Origin of the sequence: Compostibacillus humi (assembly GCF_014637175.1) — a bacterium.
In the GTDB taxonomy this organism is placed as follows: Bacteria; Bacillota; Bacilli; order Bacillales; family Amphibacillaceae; genus Oceanobacillus; species Oceanobacillus humi.
Genome location: NZ_BMEV01000052.1, coordinates 1 through 23,844, shown reverse-complemented (window position 1 = coordinate 23,844; position 23,844 = coordinate 1). Strand labels below are relative to the sequence as shown.

29 protein-coding genes and 1 riboswitch are annotated in these 23,844 nt (G+C 41.9%); of the genes, 15 read left to right on the top strand and 14 right to left on the bottom strand.

Features of this window, described 5'->3' with window-relative positions:
* Positions 1-360 precede the first annotated feature (360 nt).
* Together IEV18_RS12620 and IEV18_RS12615 are read left to right on the top strand one after the other, a co-directional pair.
* A complete protein-coding gene (locus tag IEV18_RS12620) occupies positions 361-1,296 on the top strand; it encodes a 1,4-dihydroxy-2-naphthoate polyprenyltransferase (protein ID WP_188392744.1) in 936 nt (311 codons plus the stop codon).
* A 13-nt stretch (positions 1,297-1,309) separates the two neighbouring features.
* Positions 1,310-1,699, top strand: a complete 390-nt coding sequence (locus IEV18_RS12615; RefSeq protein ID WP_188392743.1) for a PaaI family thioesterase — start codon at positions 1,310-1,312, stop codon at positions 1,697-1,699.
* Between the two features lie 128 nt (positions 1,700-1,827).
* On the opposite strand, the gene IEV18_RS12610 is transcribed toward IEV18_RS12615, so the two are convergent.
* Positions 1,828-2,409 carry an ECF transporter S component gene (locus tag IEV18_RS12610; RefSeq protein WP_373281925.1) on the bottom strand — a complete coding sequence of 194 codons (582 nt, stop codon included), beginning with the start codon at positions 2,407-2,409 and terminating at the stop codon, positions 1,828-1,830.
* A 156-nt stretch (positions 2,410-2,565) separates the two neighbouring features.
* A riboswitch (FMN riboswitch) is annotated at positions 2,566-2,713 on the bottom strand.
* A gap of 104 nt (positions 2,714-2,817) precedes the next feature.
* On the bottom strand, positions 2,818-3,816 hold the full coding sequence (locus IEV18_RS12605; RefSeq protein ID WP_188392746.1) for a M20/M25/M40 family metallo-hydrolase: 999 nt from the start codon (positions 3,814-3,816) through the stop codon (positions 2,818-2,820).
* A 165-nt stretch (positions 3,817-3,981) separates the two neighbouring features.
* Here IEV18_RS12605 and IEV18_RS12600 point away from each other — a divergent pair, with 165 nt between their 5' ends.
* The 5 genes from IEV18_RS12600 to IEV18_RS12580 all read left to right on the top strand — a co-directional run bounded on the left by IEV18_RS12600 (position 3,982) and on the right by IEV18_RS12580 (position 9,032).
* Positions 3,982-4,530 carry a thioredoxin family protein gene (locus IEV18_RS12600; RefSeq protein ID WP_188392741.1) on the top strand — a complete coding sequence of 183 codons (549 nt, stop codon included), beginning with the start codon at positions 3,982-3,984 and terminating at the stop codon, positions 4,528-4,530.
* Positions 4,531-4,680: 150 nt separating this feature from the next.
* Complete coding sequence (locus IEV18_RS12595) at positions 4,681-5,694, top strand: potassium channel family protein (protein WP_188392740.1); 1,014 nt, start codon at positions 4,681-4,683, stop codon at positions 5,692-5,694.
* A gap of 71 nt (positions 5,695-5,765) precedes the next feature.
* Positions 5,766-6,146 (top strand): S1 domain-containing post-transcriptional regulator GSP13, encoded by a 381-nt coding sequence (yugI, locus tag IEV18_RS12590; protein WP_188392739.1) that lies wholly within the window; start codon positions 5,766-5,768, stop codon positions 6,144-6,146.
* A gap of 158 nt (positions 6,147-6,304) precedes the next feature.
* Positions 6,305-7,651, top strand: coding sequence for a glucose-6-phosphate isomerase (locus tag IEV18_RS12585; protein WP_188392738.1), 1,347 nt, complete (start codon positions 6,305-6,307; stop codon positions 7,649-7,651).
* 211 nt (positions 7,652-7,862) lie between these two features.
* Positions 7,863-9,032 (top strand): MalY/PatB family protein, encoded by a 1,170-nt coding sequence (locus IEV18_RS12580; protein WP_188392737.1) that lies wholly within the window; start codon positions 7,863-7,865, stop codon positions 9,030-9,032.
* 65 nt (positions 9,033-9,097) lie between these two features.
* On the opposite strand, the gene IEV18_RS12575 is transcribed toward IEV18_RS12580, so the two are convergent.
* Complete coding sequence (locus tag IEV18_RS12575; protein WP_188392736.1) at positions 9,098-9,682, bottom strand: superoxide dismutase family protein; 585 nt, start codon at positions 9,680-9,682, stop codon at positions 9,098-9,100.
* A gap of 372 nt (positions 9,683-10,054) precedes the next feature.
* Here IEV18_RS12575 and kapB point away from each other — a divergent pair, with 372 nt between their 5' ends.
* The gene (kapB, locus tag IEV18_RS12570; protein WP_188392735.1) at positions 10,055-10,456 is read left to right on the top strand and encodes a kinase-associated lipoprotein KapB; all 402 of its coding nucleotides are present in this window, start codon (positions 10,055-10,057) and stop codon (positions 10,454-10,456) included.
* Positions 10,457-10,518: 62 nt separating this feature from the next.
* On the opposite strand, the gene IEV18_RS12565 is transcribed toward kapB, so the two are convergent.
* A complete protein-coding gene (locus IEV18_RS12565) occupies positions 10,519-10,788 on the bottom strand; it encodes a phosphocarrier protein HPr (protein WP_308421571.1) in 270 nt (89 codons plus the stop codon).
* Positions 10,789-10,971: 183 nt separating this feature from the next.
* Here IEV18_RS12565 and deoD point away from each other — a divergent pair, with 183 nt between their 5' ends.
* Positions 10,972-11,679, top strand: coding sequence for a purine-nucleoside phosphorylase (gene deoD, locus IEV18_RS12560; RefSeq protein ID WP_188392733.1), 708 nt, complete (start codon positions 10,972-10,974; stop codon positions 11,677-11,679).
* Between the two features lie 403 nt (positions 11,680-12,082).
* Entirely contained in the window at positions 12,083-12,556 is a 474-nt protein-coding gene (locus IEV18_RS12555; RefSeq protein WP_188392732.1) for a divergent PAP2 family protein, read from the top strand.
* A 52-nt stretch (positions 12,557-12,608) separates the two neighbouring features.
* Here the strand turns inward: IEV18_RS12555 and spsC are convergent, their stop codons facing one another.
* Together spsC and IEV18_RS12545 are read right to left on the bottom strand one after the other, a co-directional pair.
* The gene (gene spsC, locus IEV18_RS12550) at positions 12,609-13,316 is read right to left on the bottom strand and encodes a stationary phase survival protein SpsC (RefSeq protein ID WP_308421570.1); all 708 of its coding nucleotides are present in this window, start codon (positions 13,314-13,316) and stop codon (positions 12,609-12,611) included.
* A 70-nt stretch (positions 13,317-13,386) separates the two neighbouring features.
* Entirely contained in the window at positions 13,387-13,698 is a 312-nt protein-coding gene (locus IEV18_RS12545; RefSeq protein ID WP_188392731.1) for a YuiB family protein, read from the bottom strand.
* Positions 13,699-13,913: 215 nt separating this feature from the next.
* Here IEV18_RS12545 and IEV18_RS12540 point away from each other — a divergent pair, with 215 nt between their 5' ends.
* Positions 13,914-14,906: an NAD(P)/FAD-dependent oxidoreductase gene (locus IEV18_RS12540; protein ID WP_188392730.1), complete on the top strand. Its 993-nt coding sequence runs from the start codon at positions 13,914-13,916 to the stop codon at positions 14,904-14,906.
* Between the two features lie 29 nt (positions 14,907-14,935).
* Here the strand turns inward: IEV18_RS12540 and IEV18_RS12535 are convergent, their stop codons facing one another.
* From IEV18_RS12535 to IEV18_RS12525, 3 genes are all read right to left on the bottom strand, one after another.
* Positions 14,936-15,634, bottom strand: coding sequence for a Crp/Fnr family transcriptional regulator (locus IEV18_RS12535; protein ID WP_188392729.1), 699 nt, complete (start codon positions 15,632-15,634; stop codon positions 14,936-14,938).
* Between the two features lie 141 nt (positions 15,635-15,775).
* On the bottom strand, positions 15,776-16,132 hold the full coding sequence (locus IEV18_RS12530; RefSeq protein ID WP_188392728.1) for a HesB/IscA family protein: 357 nt from the start codon (positions 16,130-16,132) through the stop codon (positions 15,776-15,778).
* A 75-nt stretch (positions 16,133-16,207) separates the two neighbouring features.
* Complete coding sequence (locus IEV18_RS12525; RefSeq protein ID WP_188392727.1) at positions 16,208-16,528, bottom strand: YuzD family protein; 321 nt, start codon at positions 16,526-16,528, stop codon at positions 16,208-16,210.
* Positions 16,529-16,715: 187 nt separating this feature from the next.
* Here IEV18_RS12525 and IEV18_RS12520 point away from each other — a divergent pair, with 187 nt between their 5' ends.
* The gene (locus IEV18_RS12520) at positions 16,716-16,940 is read left to right on the top strand and encodes a NifU family protein (RefSeq protein WP_188392726.1); all 225 of its coding nucleotides are present in this window, start codon (positions 16,716-16,718) and stop codon (positions 16,938-16,940) included.
* Between the two features lie 33 nt (positions 16,941-16,973).
* Here the strand turns inward: IEV18_RS12520 and IEV18_RS12515 are convergent, their stop codons facing one another.
* Both IEV18_RS12515 and IEV18_RS12510 read right to left on the bottom strand, forming a co-directional pair.
* On the bottom strand, positions 16,974-17,939 hold the full coding sequence (locus IEV18_RS12515) for a 2-hydroxyacid dehydrogenase (RefSeq protein WP_188392725.1): 966 nt from the start codon (positions 17,937-17,939) through the stop codon (positions 16,974-16,976).
* Between the two features lie 38 nt (positions 17,940-17,977).
* A complete protein-coding gene (locus tag IEV18_RS12510; RefSeq protein ID WP_188392724.1) occupies positions 17,978-18,955 on the bottom strand; it encodes a YutH/CotS family kinase-like spore coat protein in 978 nt (325 codons plus the stop codon).
* A 186-nt stretch (positions 18,956-19,141) separates the two neighbouring features.
* Here IEV18_RS12510 and IEV18_RS12505 point away from each other — a divergent pair, with 186 nt between their 5' ends.
* The gene (locus tag IEV18_RS12505) at positions 19,142-19,639 is read left to right on the top strand and encodes a phosphatidylglycerophosphatase A family protein (protein WP_188392723.1); all 498 of its coding nucleotides are present in this window, start codon (positions 19,142-19,144) and stop codon (positions 19,637-19,639) included.
* Between the two features lie 67 nt (positions 19,640-19,706).
* Here IEV18_RS12505 and nucF read toward each other — a convergent pair whose 3' ends face one another.
* Genes nucF through IEV18_RS12490 form a run of 3 tightly spaced genes read right to left on the bottom strand, consistent with a single transcriptional unit; the run spans position 19,707 to position 21,580 of the window.
* Entirely contained in the window at positions 19,707-20,480 is a 774-nt protein-coding gene (gene nucF / locus IEV18_RS12500) for a 5' nucleotidase NucF (protein ID WP_188392722.1), read from the bottom strand.
* Entirely contained in the window at positions 20,477-21,133 is a 657-nt protein-coding gene (locus IEV18_RS12495) for a helix-turn-helix transcriptional regulator (protein WP_188392721.1), read from the bottom strand. The genes nucF and IEV18_RS12495 overlap by 4 nt, the downstream gene beginning before the upstream one ends.
* 9 nt (positions 21,134-21,142) lie before the next feature.
* Positions 21,143-21,580 carry a DUF86 domain-containing protein gene (locus tag IEV18_RS12490; protein ID WP_188392720.1) on the bottom strand — a complete coding sequence of 146 codons (438 nt, stop codon included), beginning with the start codon at positions 21,578-21,580 and terminating at the stop codon, positions 21,143-21,145.
* 118 nt (positions 21,581-21,698) lie between these two features.
* On the opposite strand from IEV18_RS12490, the gene IEV18_RS12485 reads away from it, so the two are divergent.
* Both IEV18_RS12485 and IEV18_RS12480 read left to right on the top strand, forming a co-directional pair.
* Complete coding sequence (locus IEV18_RS12485; protein WP_188392719.1) at positions 21,699-23,126, top strand: amidase; 1,428 nt, start codon at positions 21,699-21,701, stop codon at positions 23,124-23,126.
* A gap of 116 nt (positions 23,127-23,242) precedes the next feature.
* The gene (locus IEV18_RS12480; protein WP_188392718.1) at positions 23,243-23,500 is read left to right on the top strand and encodes a hypothetical protein; all 258 of its coding nucleotides are present in this window, start codon (positions 23,243-23,245) and stop codon (positions 23,498-23,500) included.
* Positions 23,501-23,844: the final 344 nt, after the last annotated feature.

Below are 23,844 nucleotides of genomic sequence, written 5' to 3'. Positions count from 1 at the left end.
AAAATGTTCCTTTACCGCTTTTCAGCTGGAATAAAAGCCATCCTTAATAAGGACAGGCATGGCATCCAGCATTTCAAGTACATAGAAAGGCGGAAAGATCCACGGCAGCTTGCGTTTAAGCTTTGAATACAGGAATTGAATAGTTTTAAAAAAACGTGCATCCCGGACGTTTATTTGTGTTGGTAAAAATAAACTTTTTCCACACAGAAATATAAATTCAAGTTTCTTCGATTAAAAAATACGAATGGATTGAAGGTATAACAAAGAAAATCGGTAAACTTAAAAAATGGGGCAAATTGACAGCCTATCCGAATTCCCCTAAAATTAGTTTGATATGGACTACTTTCAGGAGGAAGAATGATGCAATCTACAGATGAAAAAAATAAAATACGGACGGCATTGAACGAAAAGGACGGATTCGATGTTTGGTGGCGGCTGCTGCGGCCCCATACATTGACTGCATCCTTTGTACCGGTTTTTGTCGGAACGATGATTGCGTATGTTGACGGTACTTTCCATTTAATCTTATTTTTAGCCATGCTGCTTGCCTCCATGCTTATTCAGACAGCAACGAACATGTTTAACGAATATTATGATTACGTGCGTGGTCTGGACACCGAGGAATCGGTTGGGATTAGCGGCACCATTGTCCGTGACGGCATTAAACCTGAATTGGTGCGCAACGGAGCCTTTTTGTTATATGCATTTTCGGTTTTGCTCGGCATCTATATTTGCATGGAATCGAGCTGGTACGTTGCTATCCTTGGGCTTCTCGGAATGTTAGTCGGTTATGCATATACTGGGGGGCCGCTGCCAATTTCCTACACTCCGCTGGGAGAGCTCTTTTCCGGCATTTTTATGGGAACGCTGATTATTGGAATCAGCTATTTTATCCAAACAGAGACAATTACTTGGAACGTTATTTTAATTTCGTTGCCGATTACGATTTTTATCGGCAGCTTAAATATGGCCAACAATATTCGTGACCGGGAAGGCGATAAACGGGGCGGACGGAAAACGATTCCGGTGTTGCTCGGAAGGGATAAATCGATAACGTTAATGGCTGCTCTGTTTGTGACCGCATACGGTTTAACGATCCTCTATATTATCTTGAATATATTGCCGCTCTGGTCGTTCATTACATTGCTCAGTGCCGGCAAAGCAAGAAGTGTCATTAAAAACTTCCGGGGCAAAACCGAACCGTTAGAAATGATGCCTGCTATGAAAGCAACGGGAATTACAAATACATTATACGGATTCTTGCTCGGTATTTCCCTGCTAATCAGTGCAGTTTAAAGGGGGAGTGGGAATGAAACAGATTCAAAATACGCTTATTTCAGCCCTTGGGATGGAAATCATTTCGATGGAGAAAGACTTGGTGATTATCACCATGCCAGTGGATGAAAGGACAAGGCAGCCCGCAGGATTTTTACACGGAGGTGCATCGGTAGCACTGGCGGAAACGGCAGCCAGCATTGGCGCGATGCTTCATGCTGACCTGGAAAAAGAACATGTTTTTGGCATCGAAATCAATGCTAACCATATTAAGAGCAAACGGGATGGTACCGTAACAGCAAGGGCAACACCCCTCCACACGGGCAAAACGACAATGGTTTGGGAAATTAAAATTACCGACGAAGAAGAACAGCTCATTTCTGTCGCCAGATGTACCATCGGAGTGATACCGAAAAAAACGTAAATATAACCGTTCCTATCGGCAGCCGCTGACAGGAACGGTTTTCATTTGCACCATTTTTGGGACCCGTTGTGCTGGGTCATGGACGAAAAATAAATAAGCCGCATGAAATTTCATGCGGCTTGCATTTTTTAAGTTAATTTCGCCCGCTGCTGTTCCATCCAATGCTGCATTTTCACAAAAATAATCAGGAACAGAGCACCGACGATAACACCTTTTATCGCATTAAACGGCAATACTCCGCCGATAACTGATATCCAGATAAAGGATTCGGTCATATCCCAGCCCATAAACCATCCGTAGGCAGGCAGTATAAAGAAATAATTTAACACGCTCATGCCGACAGCCATGATTATCGTTCCGGTTATCAGGCCGGAAAGGACACTTTTTACCCCTTTATTAAATTTATGGTAAATGATGGAGACCGGCAAAACAAACATGACTCCCGCTAAAAAGTTGGCGATTACCCCGATAGGGTCTCCTGATCCGGAAACGGCTAAGTAAAGCAAGTTTTTAATACCGATGACAATGACCCCAGCCAATGGGGAAAAAATTAAGGAAGCCATCAATGCCGGAACTTCACTGAAATCAATTTTTAAGTAGGCCGGTAAAAACGGCAATGGGAAGTTCAGGAAAAACAGTACGAGGGAAATAGTCCCCAAAAGAGATAAAACAACTAATTTTAGTAAGTTCGATGATTTTTTCATCATCATTTCCTCCTTCTTTTTAAATCGATTCCTCTCTTGTCGCGAAGGAGAAGCCTAGAATGCCCGTAAAATAAAAAACCCTAAAGCACACATAACGGGGCTTTAGGGTATAAGAAGTCCATAGGGAATTAAGGTGTACATAAATACACCATGATTCAGGCTCGACATCTTCTCTCATCCAGACTGTCACTGTCGGTCCTGGATTTGCACCAGGTCCACCACCTTAACATTCGTTAAGATGGGTCGCGGACTTAAAGCAATAATGCTTCTCACCGCCGGTCGGGAATTTCACCCTGCCCCGAAGATTGGAATCGATTATTTAGTTTTCGTAATTCATTATATATGAATGGCTTCCATTTGAAAAGAGATTTGCCTCACTTTTTTTCAGAAAGTTTTCAATCCAGTTAAAATATTTCAATCATCCAGCGGGTTTAAACTTTCATCCCCCGTTAAGTTTTTGATCATCGTGACGAGCAAATCAATTTCTTTCTCCATATCTTGGAAGCTCGCCGTTTCCACCGGGGAATGCATATATCTTAGCGGCAAAGAAACGAGAGCAACGGGAACTCCCTTTCCGGTCAGACGCATTTTATCTGCATCCGTTCCTGTTCTCCTTGGGGTTAATTCATATTGCAAACCAATGTTCCGTTCACTTGCCGCTTTTTCCAGCAGCTGATTCATTTTAATATTTATCGGTGCGCCTTTCGCCAAAACCGGTCCCTTTTCCAAACGGACATCCCCGTGTTTATTTTTATTCACCCCTGGATAATCAGTAGCAAAAGTGACATCACAGGCAATGGCCATCGTCGGTTCAATGCCGGAAGCGGCAAAATAAGCTCCGCCCATATTCGTCTCTTCGTTTACGGTGCTCGCTGCATACACTCCGACTTGAACGTTTTCCTTGGCTAAGCGCCGCAGCACTTCCGCAACGATAAAGGCCCCGGTCCGGTTATCTAAGCCGCGGGCAGAAATATACCGGTCCATTAATATTTCCGGCTCTGTTTTATATACGCATAAATCCCCAATTTGTACTCGCTCTTCTGCTTCCTGCTTTGATTTAAACCCGCAGTCAATAAATAAATCTTCCAGCCCGAAATCATTTTTCAAGCCGCCATGATGCTGGGCGTTGACGCCGATGACCCCGGTTATCGTCCCGTTGTATCCAAGGACGGTTACCTTCATGCCAACCGCTGCCTTCGGGTTAATTCCACCTACTTTGTCAAAATGCAAAAATCCATTGTCATCAATCCGATTAATAACAAGTGCAATCTCATCACAATGACCGGCAAGCAGCACTTTAAACGGCGCCTCCGGGTTTAATACACCGATTGCGTTTCCTGCGTTATCCGTTATGACCTTATCAGCAAAGGTGCTGACGTATTGAATCCATTTTTTCTGAATTTCCATCTCCATTCCAGACGGGGACGGAGTATGTAACAATTCAAGCAAAAATTCCTTATTCAACTTTCATCCCTCCTGTTAACCTGACAATATCTTATCAGATAATTTTCAATGGAGCACTTTTATTTACGCTCCTTTTATTATTCAGTAAAATTTGAAGAAAAGGAGGAGAGATGTATGGATTTATATCAATGGTTTGATAAGGGCATGACCATTCAGGAGTATATTGATTCCATGAAAAAAAACAAAGAAGGAATGCTTCATATTTATGAATCGTTCCGGCTTCCGGAAGATGAAGATTTCTTTAGAAAAGTGAAGGCAAAAAACTTGCGTGTCATTGCGCTGACGGAAGATTGGTGCGGAGATGCGATGCTGAATAACCCGATTCTCTTTAAGCTAGCGGAAAAAACTGGTATGGAAGTCCGGCTGCTTTTGCGGGACGATAACTTAGAATTAATGGACCAATATTTAACGAACGGAAAATCCCGCTCCATTCCGATCTATATTTTCATAGATGAAGACGGCAACGAAGTAGCAAAATGGGGCCCGCGGGCGGAAAAGATACAGCAATTCGTCGATGATGCTCGGCAAGAACTTCCGCCGAAAGATGCTGCTGATTTCGAGGAAAAAGCAAAAGAAGTGTATGCTAACATCGGCCAAACATTTCAACAAAGAGAAGACTTTTGGTTAGAAGTGTATGAAAGCATGAAAGCGGCGCTGGCTTAAAGATATCCAATCTCCCTTCGGAGCTGATCAGTCTCGAAGGGAGAGAATTCTTCAGTTGTTCATTCCGGACATCTTTCTCCTTCCGATGTATTGTATTACTTCCCTAAAACATACTAAGGTTAAAACATCCTTTAGATTTCAGGTGACCCTATGACAGGAAAACTGATTAAGCTTATTTTTTTTCGCCTCCCAACCGTTGTAAAGCTTCTCGCTAGTGTTCTCATCATCATGACTATATTCGGAACGATGATTCACTTCGCAGAACCCGGAAGATTTCCGACCATTTTCGATGGGATTTGGTGGGCCTTTATTACAGCTGCAACGGTTGGGTACGGGGATTATGTTCCGCTGACAACAATTGGAAGATTGATTGCCATTGCATTAATTTTAACCGGAGGAGGAGTTATTGCCTTTTATATTTCTTCCATCGCTGCTGCAACGGTACAATACGAACAAAACCTAATGAAAGGAAAAATTGATTTTAAAGGAAAGGGCCATTATATTTTTATCGGGTGGAATGAACGGACGAGGCAGCTGATTCGCCTTATGGCAGAAAAATTTCCGGACACTCCGATCGTTGTCATCGACCGGACAGAGAAAAAAATTTTATATGAAGACTATCCGGTTCATTTTATTCATGGTGACGCGTCGGACGAGCATATATTATTAAAGGCAAATATTAAAGAAGCAGCGAAAGTATTAATAACTGCCAATACTTCCAAAGCGGAAAAACATGCCGACAGCTTTACGATTTTATCCATTCTTACCATCCGCGGAACGAATAAGGACATACCAATCGTTGCCGAAATACTGTCGAAAACATACGTGGAAAATGCATTAAGGGCAGGAGCTTCTACCATTATTCGCTCCAACGATTTTTTGAGTACCCTTCTGTTTCACGAACTATCGCATCAAGTTGCATCTACTCCCTTTGAAGATATTCTGGAAATTTTAAAACGGAAACAGTTTTCCCATATGCCGGTTACAAAAGAACTGGAACACCGGTCCTTTCTTGAAGCATCCAATTTATTAATGCTCCAGGGGTATTTGCTCCTCGGCATTATCCGGGAGAACCAATATAAAATTCATCCGCCAGCAGATTATATTTTGCAAAAAGGAGACATTTTGCTTGCCTTTGTCAGCTGGCAGCGGAAAGAAATATAACTTTTGCGCCAATCACCTATCTATGCTAAAATAGTATATTGTTTGAAACAAAGGAATAGGAGTTGTTCGACATGGCAATTAAGGTAGAAACAGGTCAAATTTTAGAAGGAAAAGTGACAGGAATTCAGCCATACGGTGCTTTTATCGCTTTAGATGAGGAAACGCAAGGTCTCGTTCATATTTCCGAAATAACCCACGGTTTTGTCAAAGATATCAATGATTATTTGTCCGTTGGGGATGTTGTGAAAGTAAAAGTGCTAAGTGTGGATGAAGAAAATAATAAAGTATCTTTATCGATCCGCGCAACTCAGGAACCTCCGAAAAAAGCTGCGGCGAAAAAAACTCAAACCGCTCCACAAACGAACCCTTCCTCTGGATTTAACACGTTAAAAGAAAAATTGGAAGAGTGGATCGAACAATCGATGGAACGGGAAAATACGTTCCGCAAATAAATTTAAAGGCATTCTCGAGTAAGAATTCTTACGTGGGCATGCCTTTTTCTATACCTTCACCCCAAGAACTTTCTCCTTTCCAGACGTCCCTTCTTGATTTCATTTTCCCATTTGTATACATTAAGATGGAAGGTTTTAAAATGAAGGAGGATGCACCAATGACCCACATTACATTTAACTATGATAAAGCATTGCGCTTCTTCTCCAAGGAAGAACTGGAGAACTTGAATCCATTTGTACAGGAAGCACACAACATGCTGCACGAAAAGACCGGCGCCGGCAGTGATTATCTTGGCTGGGTAGACTTGCCGGAAAACTACGATAAAGAAGAATATAGCCGAATTCAGCAGGCAGCGGAAAAAATAAGGAAAGATTCCGATGTATTATTAGTTATCGGAATTGGCGGTTCTTATTTGGGTGCTCGTGCTGCCATTGAAATGCTGAACCATTCCTTTTTTAATCTCCTTTCTAAAAGCGACCGTAACGCACCGCAAATCATTTTCGTCGGACATCACTTAAGTTCTACATATATGAGCGAATTATTTGACCTGATTAAAGATAAAGACGTGTCCATTAATGTCATCTCCAAAAGCGGAACTACGACAGAACCTGCCATCGCCTTCCGCATCTTTAAGAAATTCCTTGAAGAAAAATACGGGGTTGACGAAGCGAAAAGCCGGATTTATGCAACAACCGACAAGGAAAAAGGCGCATTAAAATCTTCTGCGGATGAAGCAGGATATGAAACGTTTGTCATTCCCGATGATGTCGGCGGAAGATATTCCGTGCTGACAGCAGTCGGCCTTCTCCCGATTGCAGTAAGCGGGGTCTCCATTGACGCAATTATGCAGGGAGCACAGGACGCAATGAAAGAGTTGTCTGAGCCATCTTTAGATAAAAACCCTGCCTATCAATATGCTGCGGTCCGCAATTTGCTCTATCAAAAAGGAAAATTAATTGAACTATTAGTGAACTATGAACCTGGTTTACATTACTTTGCCGAATGGTGGAAACAGCTCTTTGGCGAAAGCGAAGGAAAAGATCATAAAGGCCTTTACCCGGCATCTGCCAATTTTTCTACTGATCTCCATTCATTAGGCCAATATATTCAAGAAGGAAGAAGACATCTGTTTGAAACTGTCCTTCATGTTCAGACGTCAAGAAAAGAACTTATTTTAGAGGCAGACGAAAAGAATTCTGACGGATTAAACTACCTGGCAGGAAAAACGATTCACGATGTGAATGAAAAGGCATTTCAAGGAACCCTGCTTGCCCATACCGATGGGGAGGTGCCAAACTTAGTCATCGATCTTCCGAAACTGGACCCGTATACGTTTGGCTATCTTGTCTATTTCTTTGAAAAAGCGTGCGGAATAAGCGGCTATTTATTAGGGGTAAACCCGTTTAATCAGCCGGGAGTCGAAGCCTATAAGAAAAATATGTTTGCCCTGTTAGGAAAACCTGGTTTCGAAGAGGAAAAAGAAAGACTGGAAAAACGTTTATAAAACGTACAAATATAGAAAATCAAAAGAATAATTTTTATTTAAGGGGTTTATTTTTTGAAAAAGCGGTTATAACTAGTACCGTAAGACTTTCTCGTATTCCCCCTGTAATGCAAGGCGTTTCACGCTTTGCTCTTTTTTTTGCCTCAAGACGGGTACATTGCAAGTCTGCTATAATAGTTTGTACAAAAATAGTTTTAGGGGGATGGGATCAGTGAGCATTTTTAACGAAGTAATCAGCCGAAAAAATACCCGCTCGGTTAAATGGGATATGGCAGGAAAAGTATTTCAATCGGAAGATGTGCTGCCAATGTGGGTTGCGGATATGGATTTTCAGGCGCCGAAGGAAGTAAATGAAGCATTAATCAAAAGGGCGGAGCACGGAATTTACGGATATACTGTCATTGACGACGATGTGAAAAATTCAGTGGTAAACTGGCTATCTGACCGGCATCAATGGACGATTCAGCCTGAATGGCTAACCTTTAGCCCCGGGGTTGTATCCAGTTTACATATGGCCATTGAAGCCTTTACCGAACCGGGAGATAAAATCCTTATTCAGACACCAGTGTATACTCCTTTCTATACCGTCATTAAAGCCCACGGACGGGAAATGGTTAAAAATCCGCTAATTGAAAAAGACCAATATTTCACTATTGACTTTGACGATTTTGAAGAAAAATTAAAAACTGGGGTGAAGGCCTTCATTCTCTGTTCCCCCCATAACCCTGTCGGCAGGGTATGGAAAAAAGAGGAATTGGAGGAAATCGCCCGGCTTTGCCTTAAATATGACGTGATGATTTTTTCTGATGAAATTCATGCAGATCTCGTTTTCCCTGGGGAAAAACATACTCCAATCGCTTCCCTTTCCGACGAAGTTCTCGAAAACACAATAACATGCATGGCTCCGTCAAAAACATTTAATTTAGCCGGATTGGAAGCTTCTTATGTCATTGCGGCGGATGCTGAGAAAAGGAAAAAGTTGAAAAACCAATTTTTGAAATCCGGTTATAACGGTTTATTAAACACGATGGCAAACACTGCTCTGGAGGCAGCTTATACTTACGGCAAACCTTGGCTCGAAGAATTGATGCAGCTGTTGGAGAGTCATAAAAATTATGTAACGGAACAGCTGGAAGAGGAAACGAATTTAAAAGTAACACGCTCGGAAGGTACCTACTTATTATGGCTGAACTGCACGGGTCTCGGATTGTCCGGCAAAGAACTGAAACAATTTATGATTGAAAAAGCTAGAGTCGGACTAAATGCCGGACTAGACTATGGCGACGAAGGCGAACAATATATGCGGATGAATATTGCCTGTCCAAGGGCAACTTTGGAAGAAGGGGTCAATCGAATTATTGATGCAGTAAAAAATATATAACGTTTTTCTTTTCAACACAATAAAAAAACTGGTTCCGGCATCTGTTCGATCTGGAACCAGTTTTTCTACTCTTCTTCTTTTTTATCGGTTTCCGTCGGATCGGTTGGGGATTCAGAGCTCTTTTCTGACTCTGCTTCCGGGTCTTTCTTTAATTCGCCGCACAATACTCTGGCTCCTGCATTACCGGCAGGCTGACTGATGCCATCATCTGCGGTTTCATGGATAATTAATGACGTGCCTTCCCCTGCCAAAAGTGACTTTTTTCCATCAAGCAATGTTGCTCCGGCAACCATTAATTCGGCATCAACACCCCCGCTGGAATCTGCTTCCACATTAGGCATATCTCCTAAATGGGAACCATCCGGGTGCATCAGTCCGTGTTCTTTTCCTTCCGGATTCAAATGATTTCCTGCACTTGTAAAGTCCGGACCTTCACAGACGGGAAATTCATGAAAATGTATCCCGTGAAATCCTGGTGCAAGTCCTTCCACTTTAAGTTTCACTTCTACCCCATCAGATGCTTCACGCAATGTGGCGGTGCCAACCATATCTCCATCGCCGTTATACATATCAATCGTTCTTGTCAAATCGCTTTCTGATTGCTGGCAAGCGCTAAGGATGATGAAACAAATAATAACAAAAAACCGCATAAACCTTCTCCTCTAACAAAACAAGACTACGATAAGTATTCCCGATTCGCGAGAAGTTATGCGGCGAATAGTTAAAACTTATCCTTATATTGTTCTTCGATTTTTTCAGCTTCTTTCCGTGACTTTTTCGTGAATAAATATAGCGTACCAATAGCTAAGACAAACACAATCACCATTATAATCACAGCTGGGAGATACTCGGATTTATCTTGCGGAAAATATAAAAATGGCATATATAAAAAAGACATTCTTCCGTCACTTCCTTTCATCCATTTATTATATCAGCAACATTATAAATTCCAATGCAATCTGCTTGCAAATATTCGCTTTTCCCGCGCTTTTTTGGCAAAATAACCAGTAGAGGTGATTGTGATGGCAGAAATCCAAATTGGCGATACAGTAAAAGCCCATTACCATTCCGGAACTTATATCGGGAAGGTCATAGAAGACCGGGGAGAGCGGTATTTAATCGAAGTATTAGCAGTAATAAAACATCCGCTTCAGGGAGATATTCACAATATCGGAAAAGTAGAAGACGTTTTTTTCCATGAACGAAAAGCCCTTTACTATAAGGAAAAAATGAACGTGAAAAAACCGGCGGTAAAGGCTTATCATGGTCCGGTGCCTGCTTATGGAGAATCGCTGAAAAAAGCGGTGGAACAATATAAGGAAAGTCTTATGGCGGAAGACAGCCCTTATCATAAGAAGGCACTGGAAAATTTGCAAAACCTGGAAGACCATTACTACGAAAAACACTACTACGGAATTAAGTAATGATACGGACAACAAAGGTTCCAGCCAAACCAATGAGCTGGAACCTTTTTATATAGATTGCTTTACTTTTTTTCGCCTAAATGCTCTTCAATGACTGCCGTAATCCCGGCAATTGCTTCATCTTCGTCATTTCCGTCCACCGTAATTTCGATTTCTGCCCCTTTTGAAATTCCGAGGGACATCACACCCATAATCGATTTTAAATTTACCGTTTTATCTTTATACGTTAAATTAATTTCCGATGTATACTGACCAGCTTTATTGACGAGCAAAGTTGCCGGCCGGGCGTGAATTCCTGTTTCTGCTGTAATCAGATAGTTTTGTTTCTTCATTTTCTTCATCCTTCCATGTTGATAGCGAGCCATTTATCTTAAAAATAGTATATACTTTTGTGGCTATGTTTATTATATACAATATTCTTCCATTCTCCAATTAAGAGGTTTCAACAGTTTGTCAATTACATTCCCTTATGGTAACGTTATTTTAGCATCATATTTCCTATAGGAGGTCTACTTATGAGTGTACATATTGGCGCAAAACAAGGCGACATTGCCGATAAAATTTTGCTTCCCGGCGATCCCCTTCGGGCAAAATATATTGCCGAAACCTATTTGGAAAACGTCACCCAATATAATGAAGTCCGGGGCATGCTCGGGTTTTCAGGGACTTATAAAGGAGAACGGGTTTCTGTTCAGGGAACAGGAATGGGTGTACCGTCCATTTCCATCTATGTCAATGAGCTGATCCGTGAATACGGCGTAAACAAGCTGATTCGTGTCGGGACATGCGGCGCCTTGCAAAAAGACGTGAAAGTCCGGGATGTTATACTTGCCCAAGGAGCAACAACTGACTCCCAAGTAAATCGCATGATTTTCGGCGGAATTGACTATGCTCCCCTCGCTGACTTCGAACTGCTCCGAAAAGCCTATCAAAACGGTACCGAAAAGGGATTAAACATCAAAGTCGGAAACGTCTTTACGAGCGATTCATTTTATCGGGAAAACGCAAAAGAAGTGAATGAATTGCTTGCATCCTATCAAGTGCTTGCAGTAGAAATGGAATCAACTGCCCTTTACACGCTGGCAGCCAAATACGGAAAACAGGCACTATCCATACTAACCGTATCCGACCATATTATCACCGGCGAGGAAACGACCGCCGAAGAACGGCAAACAACTTTCCATGAGATGATGGAAATCGCCCTTGATACGATTATCGAATAATATCCTACAGTTCACTCGGAGGAATCTATTTTCTTCCGAGTGTTTTGGTTAACTCCTGTCCACTTCAGCATCGCTGTCATTTCCGGCTTAGTCATTAACTATGCATTTTGGGTTACTTATAGTATTTGGCGATGAATACATGGCTGGAACCGGAAATTTCCTATGGGGTTGCATGGGCCGGTATGATTCCTTTTCTAATTATAGATACCGGACTCGCCCTGCCTAGAGCGCTGTTTACGTTGCCAAGCGGCTGCCTGCATGTACTTTGCGTATTTAATCAAGTCTGCTTTCCGTTTAAAGGCAAATGAATTGTTTCCGCGTTTATTTACCTCCCCCACTCCATATGATAAAATAAATGCAAGTTTGTCGAAAGCGAATAGTTGGGGATGGTGTACATAATCGTATGGAATTATTTCTGAATTTTCCCTTATGGGCCGCTCTTGCAGCCATTATATTTGCCCAAATTATTAAGGTGCCAATTAAATTTTTTGCCACGAAGGAATTCGTTCCGAGCCTCGCCTTTAGTACCGGCGGGATGCCAAGCAGCCATTCGGCAGCAGTTACTGCCCTGACAACCGGAATCGGAATCGTGGAAGGGGTTTCTTCATCGATGTTCGCTATAGCAGCGATTTTCAGTGTCATCACGATGTATGATGCATCAGGTGTCCGACGTCACGCCGGTCAGCACGCTGCTTTACTGAACGTATTGATTAAAGATTTCCAGCTTTTTGTCGAACAGGCTAAGGACTGGAAACAAAAGGAAGAATATGAAAAGCGGGAAGAGCTGAAAGAATTGCTCGGTCATGAACCGAGCGAAGTATTATTCGGAGGATTAACCGGAATTGCTGTCGCCTTTGGCTTGTATCCTTTATTTTAAAGCACGAAAAACGCAAGAAGGCCAAAAATAGCCTCTTGCGTTTTATGTTGCATTAATTGATTTGCTGACGGAATACTTGCAGCGCTTCGTTTTCATTTAAACGGATTAAGTCTTCTTCCGTTAGCGTGCCGTCACCATACTCAATAATGTATACATCGACGGTCTTTTTCCCCCATTGGGAATAGACGTCTTGCACCGTATTGTAATATAGGTCAATTTTATTTCCTTTAATTGCACTTCCCGTATCGGCAACGACACCGTACCCGTATCCTGGGATGTAAAGAATCGTACCAATCGGATACACACTAGTGTCTGCAGCAATTGTCGAATATAAATCTCTTTTCACTTTTACCCCGGAATAAGTAATTCCGCACTGGGGATGGGATTCGGTTTTACCTGTCGACTCCACTCCGGCAGTATAGCCCGTAGCCACGACCGTAGCTTTCGGGTACTGTTCAAAATTAATGGCTTCTTCCAGCGTTTTCGGCCCGTCGATTTCATCGCTGGATATGAGCTTTTTGGCCGGCTTTATACTGTTTAATTCTTTTTCTTGCAATTTCGTTTGTCTGAGCTCTGGTGTTTCATTAGAATCTGACTTTTCCTCGGAAGACGGCTGGTCTACATTTACAAAATGTGCCGTTTCCGCATAAACCTTCATTTCTGTCAAAGTGCTATCGGAAACGAATGTGATAGTCACATATAATGCAAACAGCATAAGGAGTGACATCCCTATTTTTTGAATAAAATTTTTGATTTCCATGATTAACACCTCTCTGGATGTCATCATGTCCAAATCAAACCTATTTTATTCATTTTTTTATATAATTCTATTAAAACATTTGATAACCGCTCTTCCTTAATAGTTTGATAACGATTCCGGCAACAATTGTGCCAATGAACCCTGACAATAAAATGACAATATCTAAACCAGTTAAGCTGGTCAACTTTTCTCCTAGAGCAGCAAACGCCCCTCCAGGATTGGTTATATATTCCCAAGTGGATAAATTATCAATAACGAGCAAAATGATAATCGGATACAAAAAAGCCATGATCCACGTTTTGCGCAATAGCATGTTAAGAATAAACGCAATGCCAAAAAAGATTACAAAATATAATATTAACGAAACAACTAACTGTACCAAGCTGGTTCATCCCTTCATTTGCACTGTAACATACTTTCCTCATTTTAAACGAAAAGCCGGTATTTGAAAAGGACGTGCTATAATACGGTCCGTTGCTGTGAATAAATTTGCTGTTCCGCTTCTTTTCGTACAAAACAGTTTAATTATTACTCACCTGCCGCCGGTTATGTTACTATGGAAATGGTTGAATTTACAGATAGAAAAGAGGGTTTTCCATGTCTGAAAAGATATTTGACGTAACCATTATTGGTGCGGGCCCTGTCGGCTTGTTTACCGCTTTTTACGGCGGGATGCGAGAAGCAAGCGTTAAAATTATTGAAAGCTTGCCGCATATTGGCGGACAGCTGGCAGCCCTGTATCCTGAAAAATATATATACGATGTTGCTGGTTTTCCAAAAGTCCGTGCCCAAGAATTAGTGGACCAACTGGAAAAACAAGCGCGAATTTTCAACCCGGAAATCGTTTTAGGGCAATCGGTGGAAAAACTGGAAAAATTAGATGACCGTCATTTCCGCTTAACGACGAATACGGGGGATATCCACGAAACAAAAACAATCATTATTACTGCCGGAAACGGTGCGTTTCGCCCACGGCGCTTAAATATCGGGAACAGTGAATCTTTCGAAGGGGTCAACCTGCATTATTTCGTTCGGGACCTTCATCAGTTTAAGGGACAGCGGGTAGCCATTTTAGGCGGAGGAGACTCCGCGGTTGACTGGGCACTAATGCTTGAACCGATAGCGGAAAAGGTAACCCTCGTCCACCGGCGCAACGAATTTCGCGCCCATGAACATAGTGTGAAGCAGCTGCTTGCTTCCAAAGTGGAAGTTCTCACCCCTTTTGTCGCAGATGATATTGTTGCAAGCGATAAAATCGATAAGATCATCCTTCAGGAAGTGCGAGGAGAACGGCGCAAAGAACTTGAAATTGACTCGGTTATTTGCAACTACGGTTTTATATCCACCCTCGGTCCGATTAAAGATTGGGGATTAGAAATTGAAAAGAACAGCATTGTCGTCAATTCGAAAATGGAAACGAATATTCCGGGTATTTATGCTGCCGGGGATATTTGCACCTATGACGGCAAAGTAAAATTAATTGCTACCGGTTTTGGCGAAGGCCCGACTGCCATCAATAACGCGAAGCGCTATATCGACCCGAAAGCACGGGTGCAGCCAAAACACTCCTCTGATTTAGATCTATTTTAAAAAATAAGCTCCCTTGTCTGGGAGCTTATTTATTGCTTGGCAACGCGTTTTAGCGCGTCCATATCCAATATTTTAATATTGCGCTGTCCTTTTTGTTCAATCCAGCCGTTCATTTGAAAACCGGATAGCCTTCTGCTGATCGTTTCCGAAGTTGTTCCTAAAAAGGAAGCGAGATCCTTTTTGCTCATCGGCAAAACAATGTCGCAAGCCCCCTTTTCTTCCGCCAATTCAAGCAAATATGTAGCGGTGCGGGTTTCCACGTCTTTCGAACTTAATTGGCCGACAAGTTTTTCCGTTTGGTCAAGCCGCTCGCTAAACTGTTCCAAAATTTTCACTGCAATAGACGGATGTTGATGCATCAAGTCACGCATATCGTCCCGGTGAATGGCGCATATTTCCGTCTTTTCCATTGCTTCTGCGCAGCTGTCCAATACTTTCTCGGTAAATAGGGCCAACTCCCCCATAAACTCCCCCGGCTCTAAAATCCGCAACAGCTGTTCTTTTCCCGATTCAAACAGCTGATAATTTTTTACCCGTCCTTGGTGGACAATATATAAATATTCTAGGGGATCTCCTTCCATAAAAATAATTTCGCCCTTGTTAAAGTGAAGATGCCGGCCCATTTCCGCAATCTTCATCATTTCATCTGCTTCCAAGTGATTGAAAAAAGGAACCTTTGCAACACATAATTGATTAATATCTTTACGGCAGCCGAATGATTCACCCATCACATGCCATCCTCTCTCGAACGATTGTATACTTGTCCATTTTTCGCAAGATAAGTACCTTCTCCTAAAATCAACATCCCTTTATATTATAAACGAAATCCAATTAAAAAACTGGAATGCAGTGAAGCATTCCAGCTTGTATTAACAATCTCCCGGTGTTCCGGCCACTTCCGCAGTCCGGAAAGAAGATCCGCAGCCGCAAGAGTATATTGCTTTCGGATTATCAATAGTAAATCCGCCGCCCATAAGATTTTCTTTATAATCAATCGTCGTTCCTTCAATAATGGGAATATCCTCTTTTCTGACAACGACCGGAATTCCGTTGACTTCTTCCTGCAAATCCAGCTTGTCGTCTATTTCCTCGTCAAACCCTAAAGAATAGGATAGTCCGCTGCATCCGCCGCCTTTTACGCCGAAGCGAAAAAAGACGTCCCTATCTTCCTCTTCCATCATTTCCTTAATACGCGCACTTGCGCTTTCCGTTAAATGTATAACCATCACGAACCTCCTTATCTTATATGTTCTATTTAGTATACAAAGGTTGCCATCACCATTCAAACATTTTGACTGGCTTTACTCTACACCGAGTTTTTCCAGCGATTCATAAATCGGTTTTAGCCGTGGAATCCCTTCGGCAACAATTTCGTCATTAATTACTACGATTGGCCAAAACAGATCTTCTTCGTGAATCCGCTCCACAAACTTTTCGTGTTTTTCCACCGCTGGGGGGTGATCAATATCGACATATTCGTATTCAACCTGATCTGTTGCATATTTCCTGCCAATAGCCGCCTGCAGCCATTCGTACGTATCTTTTGAACCGGGGGCACCGACACAGCTGGCACAAAGCTGTTCAGCACCGTATACGGTAATTTTCACTTTATTATCTCCCATCCCATCCAATCCTCCATTCAGCTGTTTCTTTTATTTTACAAAAAGCCGATTAAAAGATAAAATATAATGTATAACGAATAAATGAGATTGATATTTATTCTCATTTATATCCAATAATTAAAAATTGATAATAGATTTTTGCATACTCACATTTTATAATAAGAACAGGGAAAGGAGAAGATGGGTTATGTACGAACAAGTTCAAGAAGTACTGAAAAAATTACGCCCATTTTTATTGCGTGACGGCGGAGACGTGGAATTAGTTGATGTAAGTGATGACGGAGTTGTGCTTATTCGTTTAATGGGGGCCTGCGGAAATTGCCCAAGTTCCACTATCACATTAAAAGCAGGAATTGAACGGGCCTTAACAACGGAAGTGCCTGGAGTAAAAGAAATCGAACAAGTGTTTTAATTGTGGAAAAGGCGACAGAAGAGGTCGCCTTTATTATTTTACCGGCGTAAGCGGCCCTTCCCCGCAGAGCGTGCCTTTCACATTTTCCAGTGCCAGTGTAATCATCTTTTCTCGTGTCTCCACACTTGCCGAACCGATATGAGGCAAACAGACACAATTATCCAAAGCCATAAATGGGGAATCGCTTCCGATCGGCTCTTTGGCAAATACGTCCAGGCCGGCGGCAGCAATTTCTTTATTTTTCAAAGCATCGTACAATGCTTGTTCATCCACCACACCGCCCCGGGAAATGTTAATAAAAATAGCAGACTTTTTCATTTTTGCGAAAGCTTGCTTATCAAACATTTCATGGGACTCTTTCGAATATGGAACGACGGAAACGACAAAATCGGATCTTTCCAATAATTCTTCAAAGGAAACATATTGGGCGCCGATATATTTTTCCGCTTCCGGTCTGCGGGAACGATTATGGTACAGAACGGACATCGAAAAGCCGTTTGCTCTTCTGGCAATGGCTTCACCAATTCTCCCCATGCCGACAATGCCGATAGTTTTATGATGGATATCCGCCCCGGCAAGCAAAAACGGCCCCCATTCCCGCCAGCGGTTTTCAGCAATAAATTTATTTGCTTCAATAATTCTTCTTGCCGTTGCCATTAATAAGGCAAATCCTAAATCAGCCGTCGTTTCTGTGAGGACATCCGGGGTATTCGTAACTATAATCCCCCTTTTTGTCGCTTCCTCTACATCGATATTGTCGTAACCGACAGCTACATTGGCAATGACTTTTAACCTTTTCCCATGCTCGATGAGTGCTTTATCCACCTTTTCACTGACCATACATATGAGCCCGTCAGCTTGTTCCGCTTCCTGGAACAACACATCCTTTGGAACCGGCTCTTCTTCATTTTCCCACATGGAAAAATCAAACATGTCCGTATACGGTTCCAGCAAATGTTCCGGTATTTTTCTCGTGATAAAAATGCGATCCTTCTCCATCCAGTCTCCTCCCCTTTCTGCAATGAATATTTTATTATCTATAGCCATTGTACCATAGGGATTTGCAACATTTCGGCATCAATACCGGCAAGCTCAAAGAAATTTTTCAGCACGTTCTCATAGCGGGTCTGTTTCTTCAACAGATGCTGTAACTCGTCGTGCAATGTTCCATCGTCAGTTTTTTCAGCTTGAAATCCCCGATATAATAAGTCGTAGAACGGAATGGGAAATAATAAGCGCCCGTAAATTAACCTCCAGCTAAAAACAGATAATTGCCGGACCGATTGATATTCTTCTAAAAACAGGAATGCTTCCTCTCTTTTTTCCATAGTAAACAGCAGACTGCGTAGATATTCGGCAATATCTCTTGCCGGATGGTCATAAACAAAATCATCCATCCATAAAATCGGATTCTCCAGCTGGTTGTGGTAGCGATGGAATGCAACCGTCCCTTGGTCTACTTCGCTAAACCTTTGTTCCTGTTCACTTTGCCTGACGTATTGAATGGCATTTTCACTGAGACCAATAATATATGGCAGTACGTCCATCCATAATTGGTGATATTCGTCATCGCGTTTCTCTGCTTCCTGTTGTATTTTCATCTCATATGCAGTTAGTTTGTCGATCCATAACGAGCGCCAATGTCCATAACTGGAAACCTCTTTCGGCTGGTACGGATAATTGGAACCGATTTGGTGAAATCTCGCCAAAGCGATTCCGGTTTGTAATGGTTCCTGATAGGAAGGCTGTACAGCAAGGACGATATATTTGTTTCCTTCCAATGGCGTATGCCAATCCCCTTGAAGATTCACTTTCGGAAAAGCAATATGGGAATAGCCATTCTCCATTAAATAAGCAGAAAGGGACATCTTCTCGGTGTAAAAAGTTTCCTTATTTTCCAAAATCATGATAAAATATATTTCATTCCCCTTCCGGTAGCCCTCTCTGCCAAAAAGATGTATTTTTTCCTCCGCTTGGATACCATAATAGGTAGAAAGAAATCTTCTGTAAGGCATTTTATTTCCCCCTTCATGCAGATCAGCTGTTGCTGATTCTGTTTAACAAGCAATATGGATTATTGAGAGAACAAATTTACATGATAAAAAATTTTTAAAGGCCAATTGCAAAACATTGCCATATTAATAAACTATATGACAAGAACAGTCCGTTTTTAACTAATACAGAGAAAAGGTGAGGTCACAATGAAACAAAGCAAACTGGAAAAACACGCCCGGAAAATGTTAGAAACAAGAGGAGTTACCATTAATGATATTGCGGAGCTGGTTTATTATCTTCAGTCGCCGTATCATGACGATTTAACGCTGGAACTGTGCAAGGAAAACGTGGAAAAAGTATTAACGAAACGGGAAATTCAAAATGCCATGATTACAGGCATACAATTAGACATGCTGGCAGAAAAGAAATTATTGGATGAGCCGCTTCAAAGCATCATTGAAACCGATGAAGGGCTGTACGGAGTTGATGAAATTATCGCCTTCTCCATTATCAATGTATATGGTTCCATCGGATTCACTAACTACGGATATATTGATAAGCAAAAGCCAGGAATTTTGAAGAAATTAAATGATAAATCGACCGGAGAAGTCCATACCTTTTTGGATGATATCGTAGGCGCCATCGCTGCTGCCGCTTCCAGCCGCCTTGCCCACAGCTACGAAAGCAATGAAGAGGATGAATAAGTATCGTATAAACTGTTATGTACGGAGAAACGACAAAAGCTGCTCGTAATATCTCGAGCAGCTTTTGTTATATTCGGTCAATCCATTCCCGCAAACTGTGCACATAATACGTCGGTTTCACTTCTAAATTTGGAAATTCGGAATACGGCGTCACGCCGGTAAATACCATTAGCGTATCGATTCCAGCATTGATTCCGGCTTTAATATCCGTCTGATAATTGTCCCCGACCATCAACGTTTCTTCCTTTGTCAGACCGATGATTTTTAATGCTTCTTCCATAATAATCGCTTCCGGTTTTCCGATAAACAGCGGAGAAACACCGGTACTTACCGTAATGACTGAAGTGATGGCGCCATTTCCCGGAAGGAGACCCCGTTCTGTCGGCAGTGCGACATCCCCGTTCGTGGAAATAAAAGCAGCCCCATTACGGACAGCAAGGCATGCTTTTGCCAGTTTTTCATACGTTACGCTGCGGTCAATGCCGATAACGACATAATCACACTGCTCTTCATCAACAATTGTCAGCCCTTTTTCCAGCAGTGCCTGACGAATTCCTTCTTCGCCAATGACGTAACAGGCAGCATCTTGCTTTTGGGAATATATATAGTTGGCTGTGGCTAAGCTAGTTGTAACGACTTGTTCTCGCGTGGCAGGAATTTGAAGCCGATTTAACTTTTTTGCGACATTTTCTGGTGTAGCAGAGGAGTTATTTGTTACAAATAAATACGGGATATCCTTTTCTTTTAATGCGTTTACAAACTCTTGAGCCGCCTCAATCGGCTCCTCTCCTAAATACATGGTGCCGTCTAAGTCGATTAAATATCCTTTATATTTCTTCAATGCACTTCCTCTTTCTTTACAAATTGTTGCCCTGAACTTTCGATAATCCAGCGGCAAACGGGCGCCCCCTTTGCCATGCAGGCACGAAATTCAATTTTTCCATCATTCAAAATTTCTTCCAGCAGGACTTTTTCGTTTAAACAGACTTGGGAATAATTTTCGGCGATCTCGGCAACAGGGCAGTGATGGTTGATAATTTCAGCTTTGCCGTCCTCCAGCTGTTTCCATTCGAGCATATACCCTTTTTTATTTTGCAGCTCGACATATTCTTCAATTCGGGCTGTTAAACTGTCTGCCTGGATGAATTCTTCCAAATCGCATTTTTCCTTCTCAATCCTTCTCTCCAGGAGACTATTCACCATCTCAAGCCCTTGCATTTCCTCCAAGTCTTGCAATAGCTGTAATGGAAGACTTTTATATTGGCTCGGAAAGGTGTCATGCCCTTTTTTTGTCAGCATATACGTATAGTATGGTCTGCCTACTTTTTGTTTATGAGCAATTTTTTTTACGTAACCTTTCTGGATGAGCCCGTTGAGATGTTTCCTCACCGCAATTTCCGAGATGGAAAAGTAAGGCATCATTTCCGTAATTGTTAATGCCTTTTTCTTTTTTAATAACTCTAAAATCTTTTCTTTAGGTGTTTGTTTCTTCATCCAATCACCTCATTTATTGGTAAACGCATTCGCTACACCTAACTCATTTGTTAAATATGTCCGTATGTGAGAACTAAAAGATTTTAATATTGGAAGTGTTTGCTTCACAGCGGATTGAAGTTTCTGATGATCTATTTCTGTATACTCTGTCACAATCATTTTCCGCAGGCGGATAAATGATTTATATGCTGTTTCCTCTTCCTTTGGCAACACTTCTTCGTCAATTAATATATCGATTATGTCATCATAGCTTCCTGGATCCCGCATGATAAAACCGTCAATCATCATATTTCCTGTATCTAAAATCGATTCGATGACAACATGGACCATTCGTTCGAATGCCATTTTTTCCGCAAAGGTGGTCATCGTTTGATGTTCCATTTCCTTGAGAACGCCATCCATAAATTTTATCGTTTCTTCAATTTTGCTCCGATCGACAAAATACATCTGTGTAACCCCCGTTTTGATTGACTTTCTATAGTTTTATCATATCATATATTTTATAATAATTAGGTAAAAACGTTATTTGTTAAAATTATTTCATCAATAGTTAAGGGGAATGCCAATGGACGAAACTGCTTTGCTTGACATGGATGCTACTGCAATTGCTGAAAAAATCAAAAGTAAAGAGGTAAGCTGCGAGGAGGTAGTGCGTGTATATGTCGGGCATATTAAGAAAACGAATCCCTTCATAAATGCTATGGTGGAAACCCGGTTTGATGAAGCATTGGAAGAGTCGAAGCATTTGGATGAACAAATAAAGAAAAATCAATGGAAAGGCCCGTTGCACGGAGTCCCAATTAGTGTAAAAGAAGCCTTTCACGTTGCAAACATGAAAACGACTGGAGGATTAGTTCACCGGCAAGATTTAATTTCAAGGATAGACGCAGATGTCGTTACAAGACTGAAAAATGCAGGTGCAATTATACTTGGCAAAACGAATACTCCTGCCCTATCCTTCAGCCAAGAAACGGAAAACAAATTGTATGGACGGACGAATAACCCCTGGGATCTTTCCAAAACAGCCGGAGGTTCCAGCGGAGGCGAAGGGGCTATTCTTGCCGTTGGCGGTTCTGCGGCAGGTATTGGCTCCGATATCGGCGGTTCGATTCGGATTCCCGCCCATTTCAATGGGGTAGTGAGTTTTAAACCCGGAAGGAAGACAGTTCCATCGGAAGGACATTTTCCGCCGATTCACGATCCGCTGCTGGAAAGAATGTTTGCCGTCGGTCCGATGGGAAAATCCGTCCGGGATATGCGTTTTATGTACCAGCTTATCGCCAATCGTCCAATCGAACCTAATCATTTATTGAATTTTAAAGTGGAAATCTTGCCTGGTTCCATCGATTATCCTTTATCTTTAACAACGATTCAAGTATTAGATGAAATCGAAGGGTTTTTGGGAAAATCATTAACTACGAAACGGACCATTCCTCCCTTTTTTGACGATAGCGCCAAGCTTTGGCAGGAAATCATCGCATCAAGCGACAGCAAAGTGCTGGAAAGGGGAGCGTATAATAACGACCGCACCGGCATAATGAAAGGCTTGATCAAAGAACGGATAGCAGAAAAAACATCGGTGAAACCATCGTTAACAAAGGGAATTTTTGCTTCAAAAATATTTAAGCCATCTGCAAAACGAGTCCGGGAAATTCAGCAAATATTGGACCAGGGAGACGAAAGACTGAAAACTTATTTAAAAAATCGTCTGTTAATTTTCCCAGTCTATCATTCTGCCGCACCGAAACACGGAAAAGTATACCGGGAAATTTTTTCTCTGCGCAAACGATTTCTCCTATATATGCCGTACGTTGCCTATGCCAACGTCTGGGGATTGCCGGCCTTGACCATTCCTGTTGCTATTGATGAACACGGGCTGCCCCTCAGCATTCAAATTATGAGCGCTAAAGGCAATGAAGACGCCATTTTCCGCCTCGGCCGAGTTTTGGAAAGAAAATTACGCGGCTACAAACGCTGCACCACCTTCGACTAAGCAACGTACCAGGCTCTTGTCGAAAAATGTCAACAGTCCCGCCGGTATTTGGCACCGGCGGGACTTGTATTATTTTCTCGGTTATGGTGAATACTTTGGATGAAAGGATGGATTATATGCCAAAAGATTATAACAAAAAGTACTCTGACTTTTCCGCTGTAGATAAATCGAGAAATGAAATCATCCCGGAAGAATTTCCGGAAGGACCCGTCGGTTCACCGATAAATGCCGAAAACCCGGTTACGGGCAAATCAACTCCTTGGAAGGATGGGCAAAAGCGAATGAGTGCCTTTGTCTATCCGGACGAAGCGCAGCACGAAGATCTGCCAAGACAAATAGACGGCGCACATCCGACCCATGATGAAAAAGAATAAGAAAACTTCTCATACAGTGACGCTTTGAAATAAGTTTTTTAATTTTAGCTGCATCGCAAGATTAGAGCTGCTTGACGACGATACCACCGAGCCCGATGACAATATACAAAATCATTAAACAAAGAATGACCATTCCAGTTTCTATATATTGAACACCCAAAGCATATAAAGCAGGCTAAAATATGTAAAGAACTCTTTACATTTTAACTCCAAAGGATGAAAATCATCTGTATGTGTAAAATAGTTCTCGGTGATATTTCTACAAAATCCTAGCCAAAAAGGAAGAGGCACTCTATCATAAATGTATGCTTACCAGGCAAATACACTTAGAAAGAGGCCTCTTC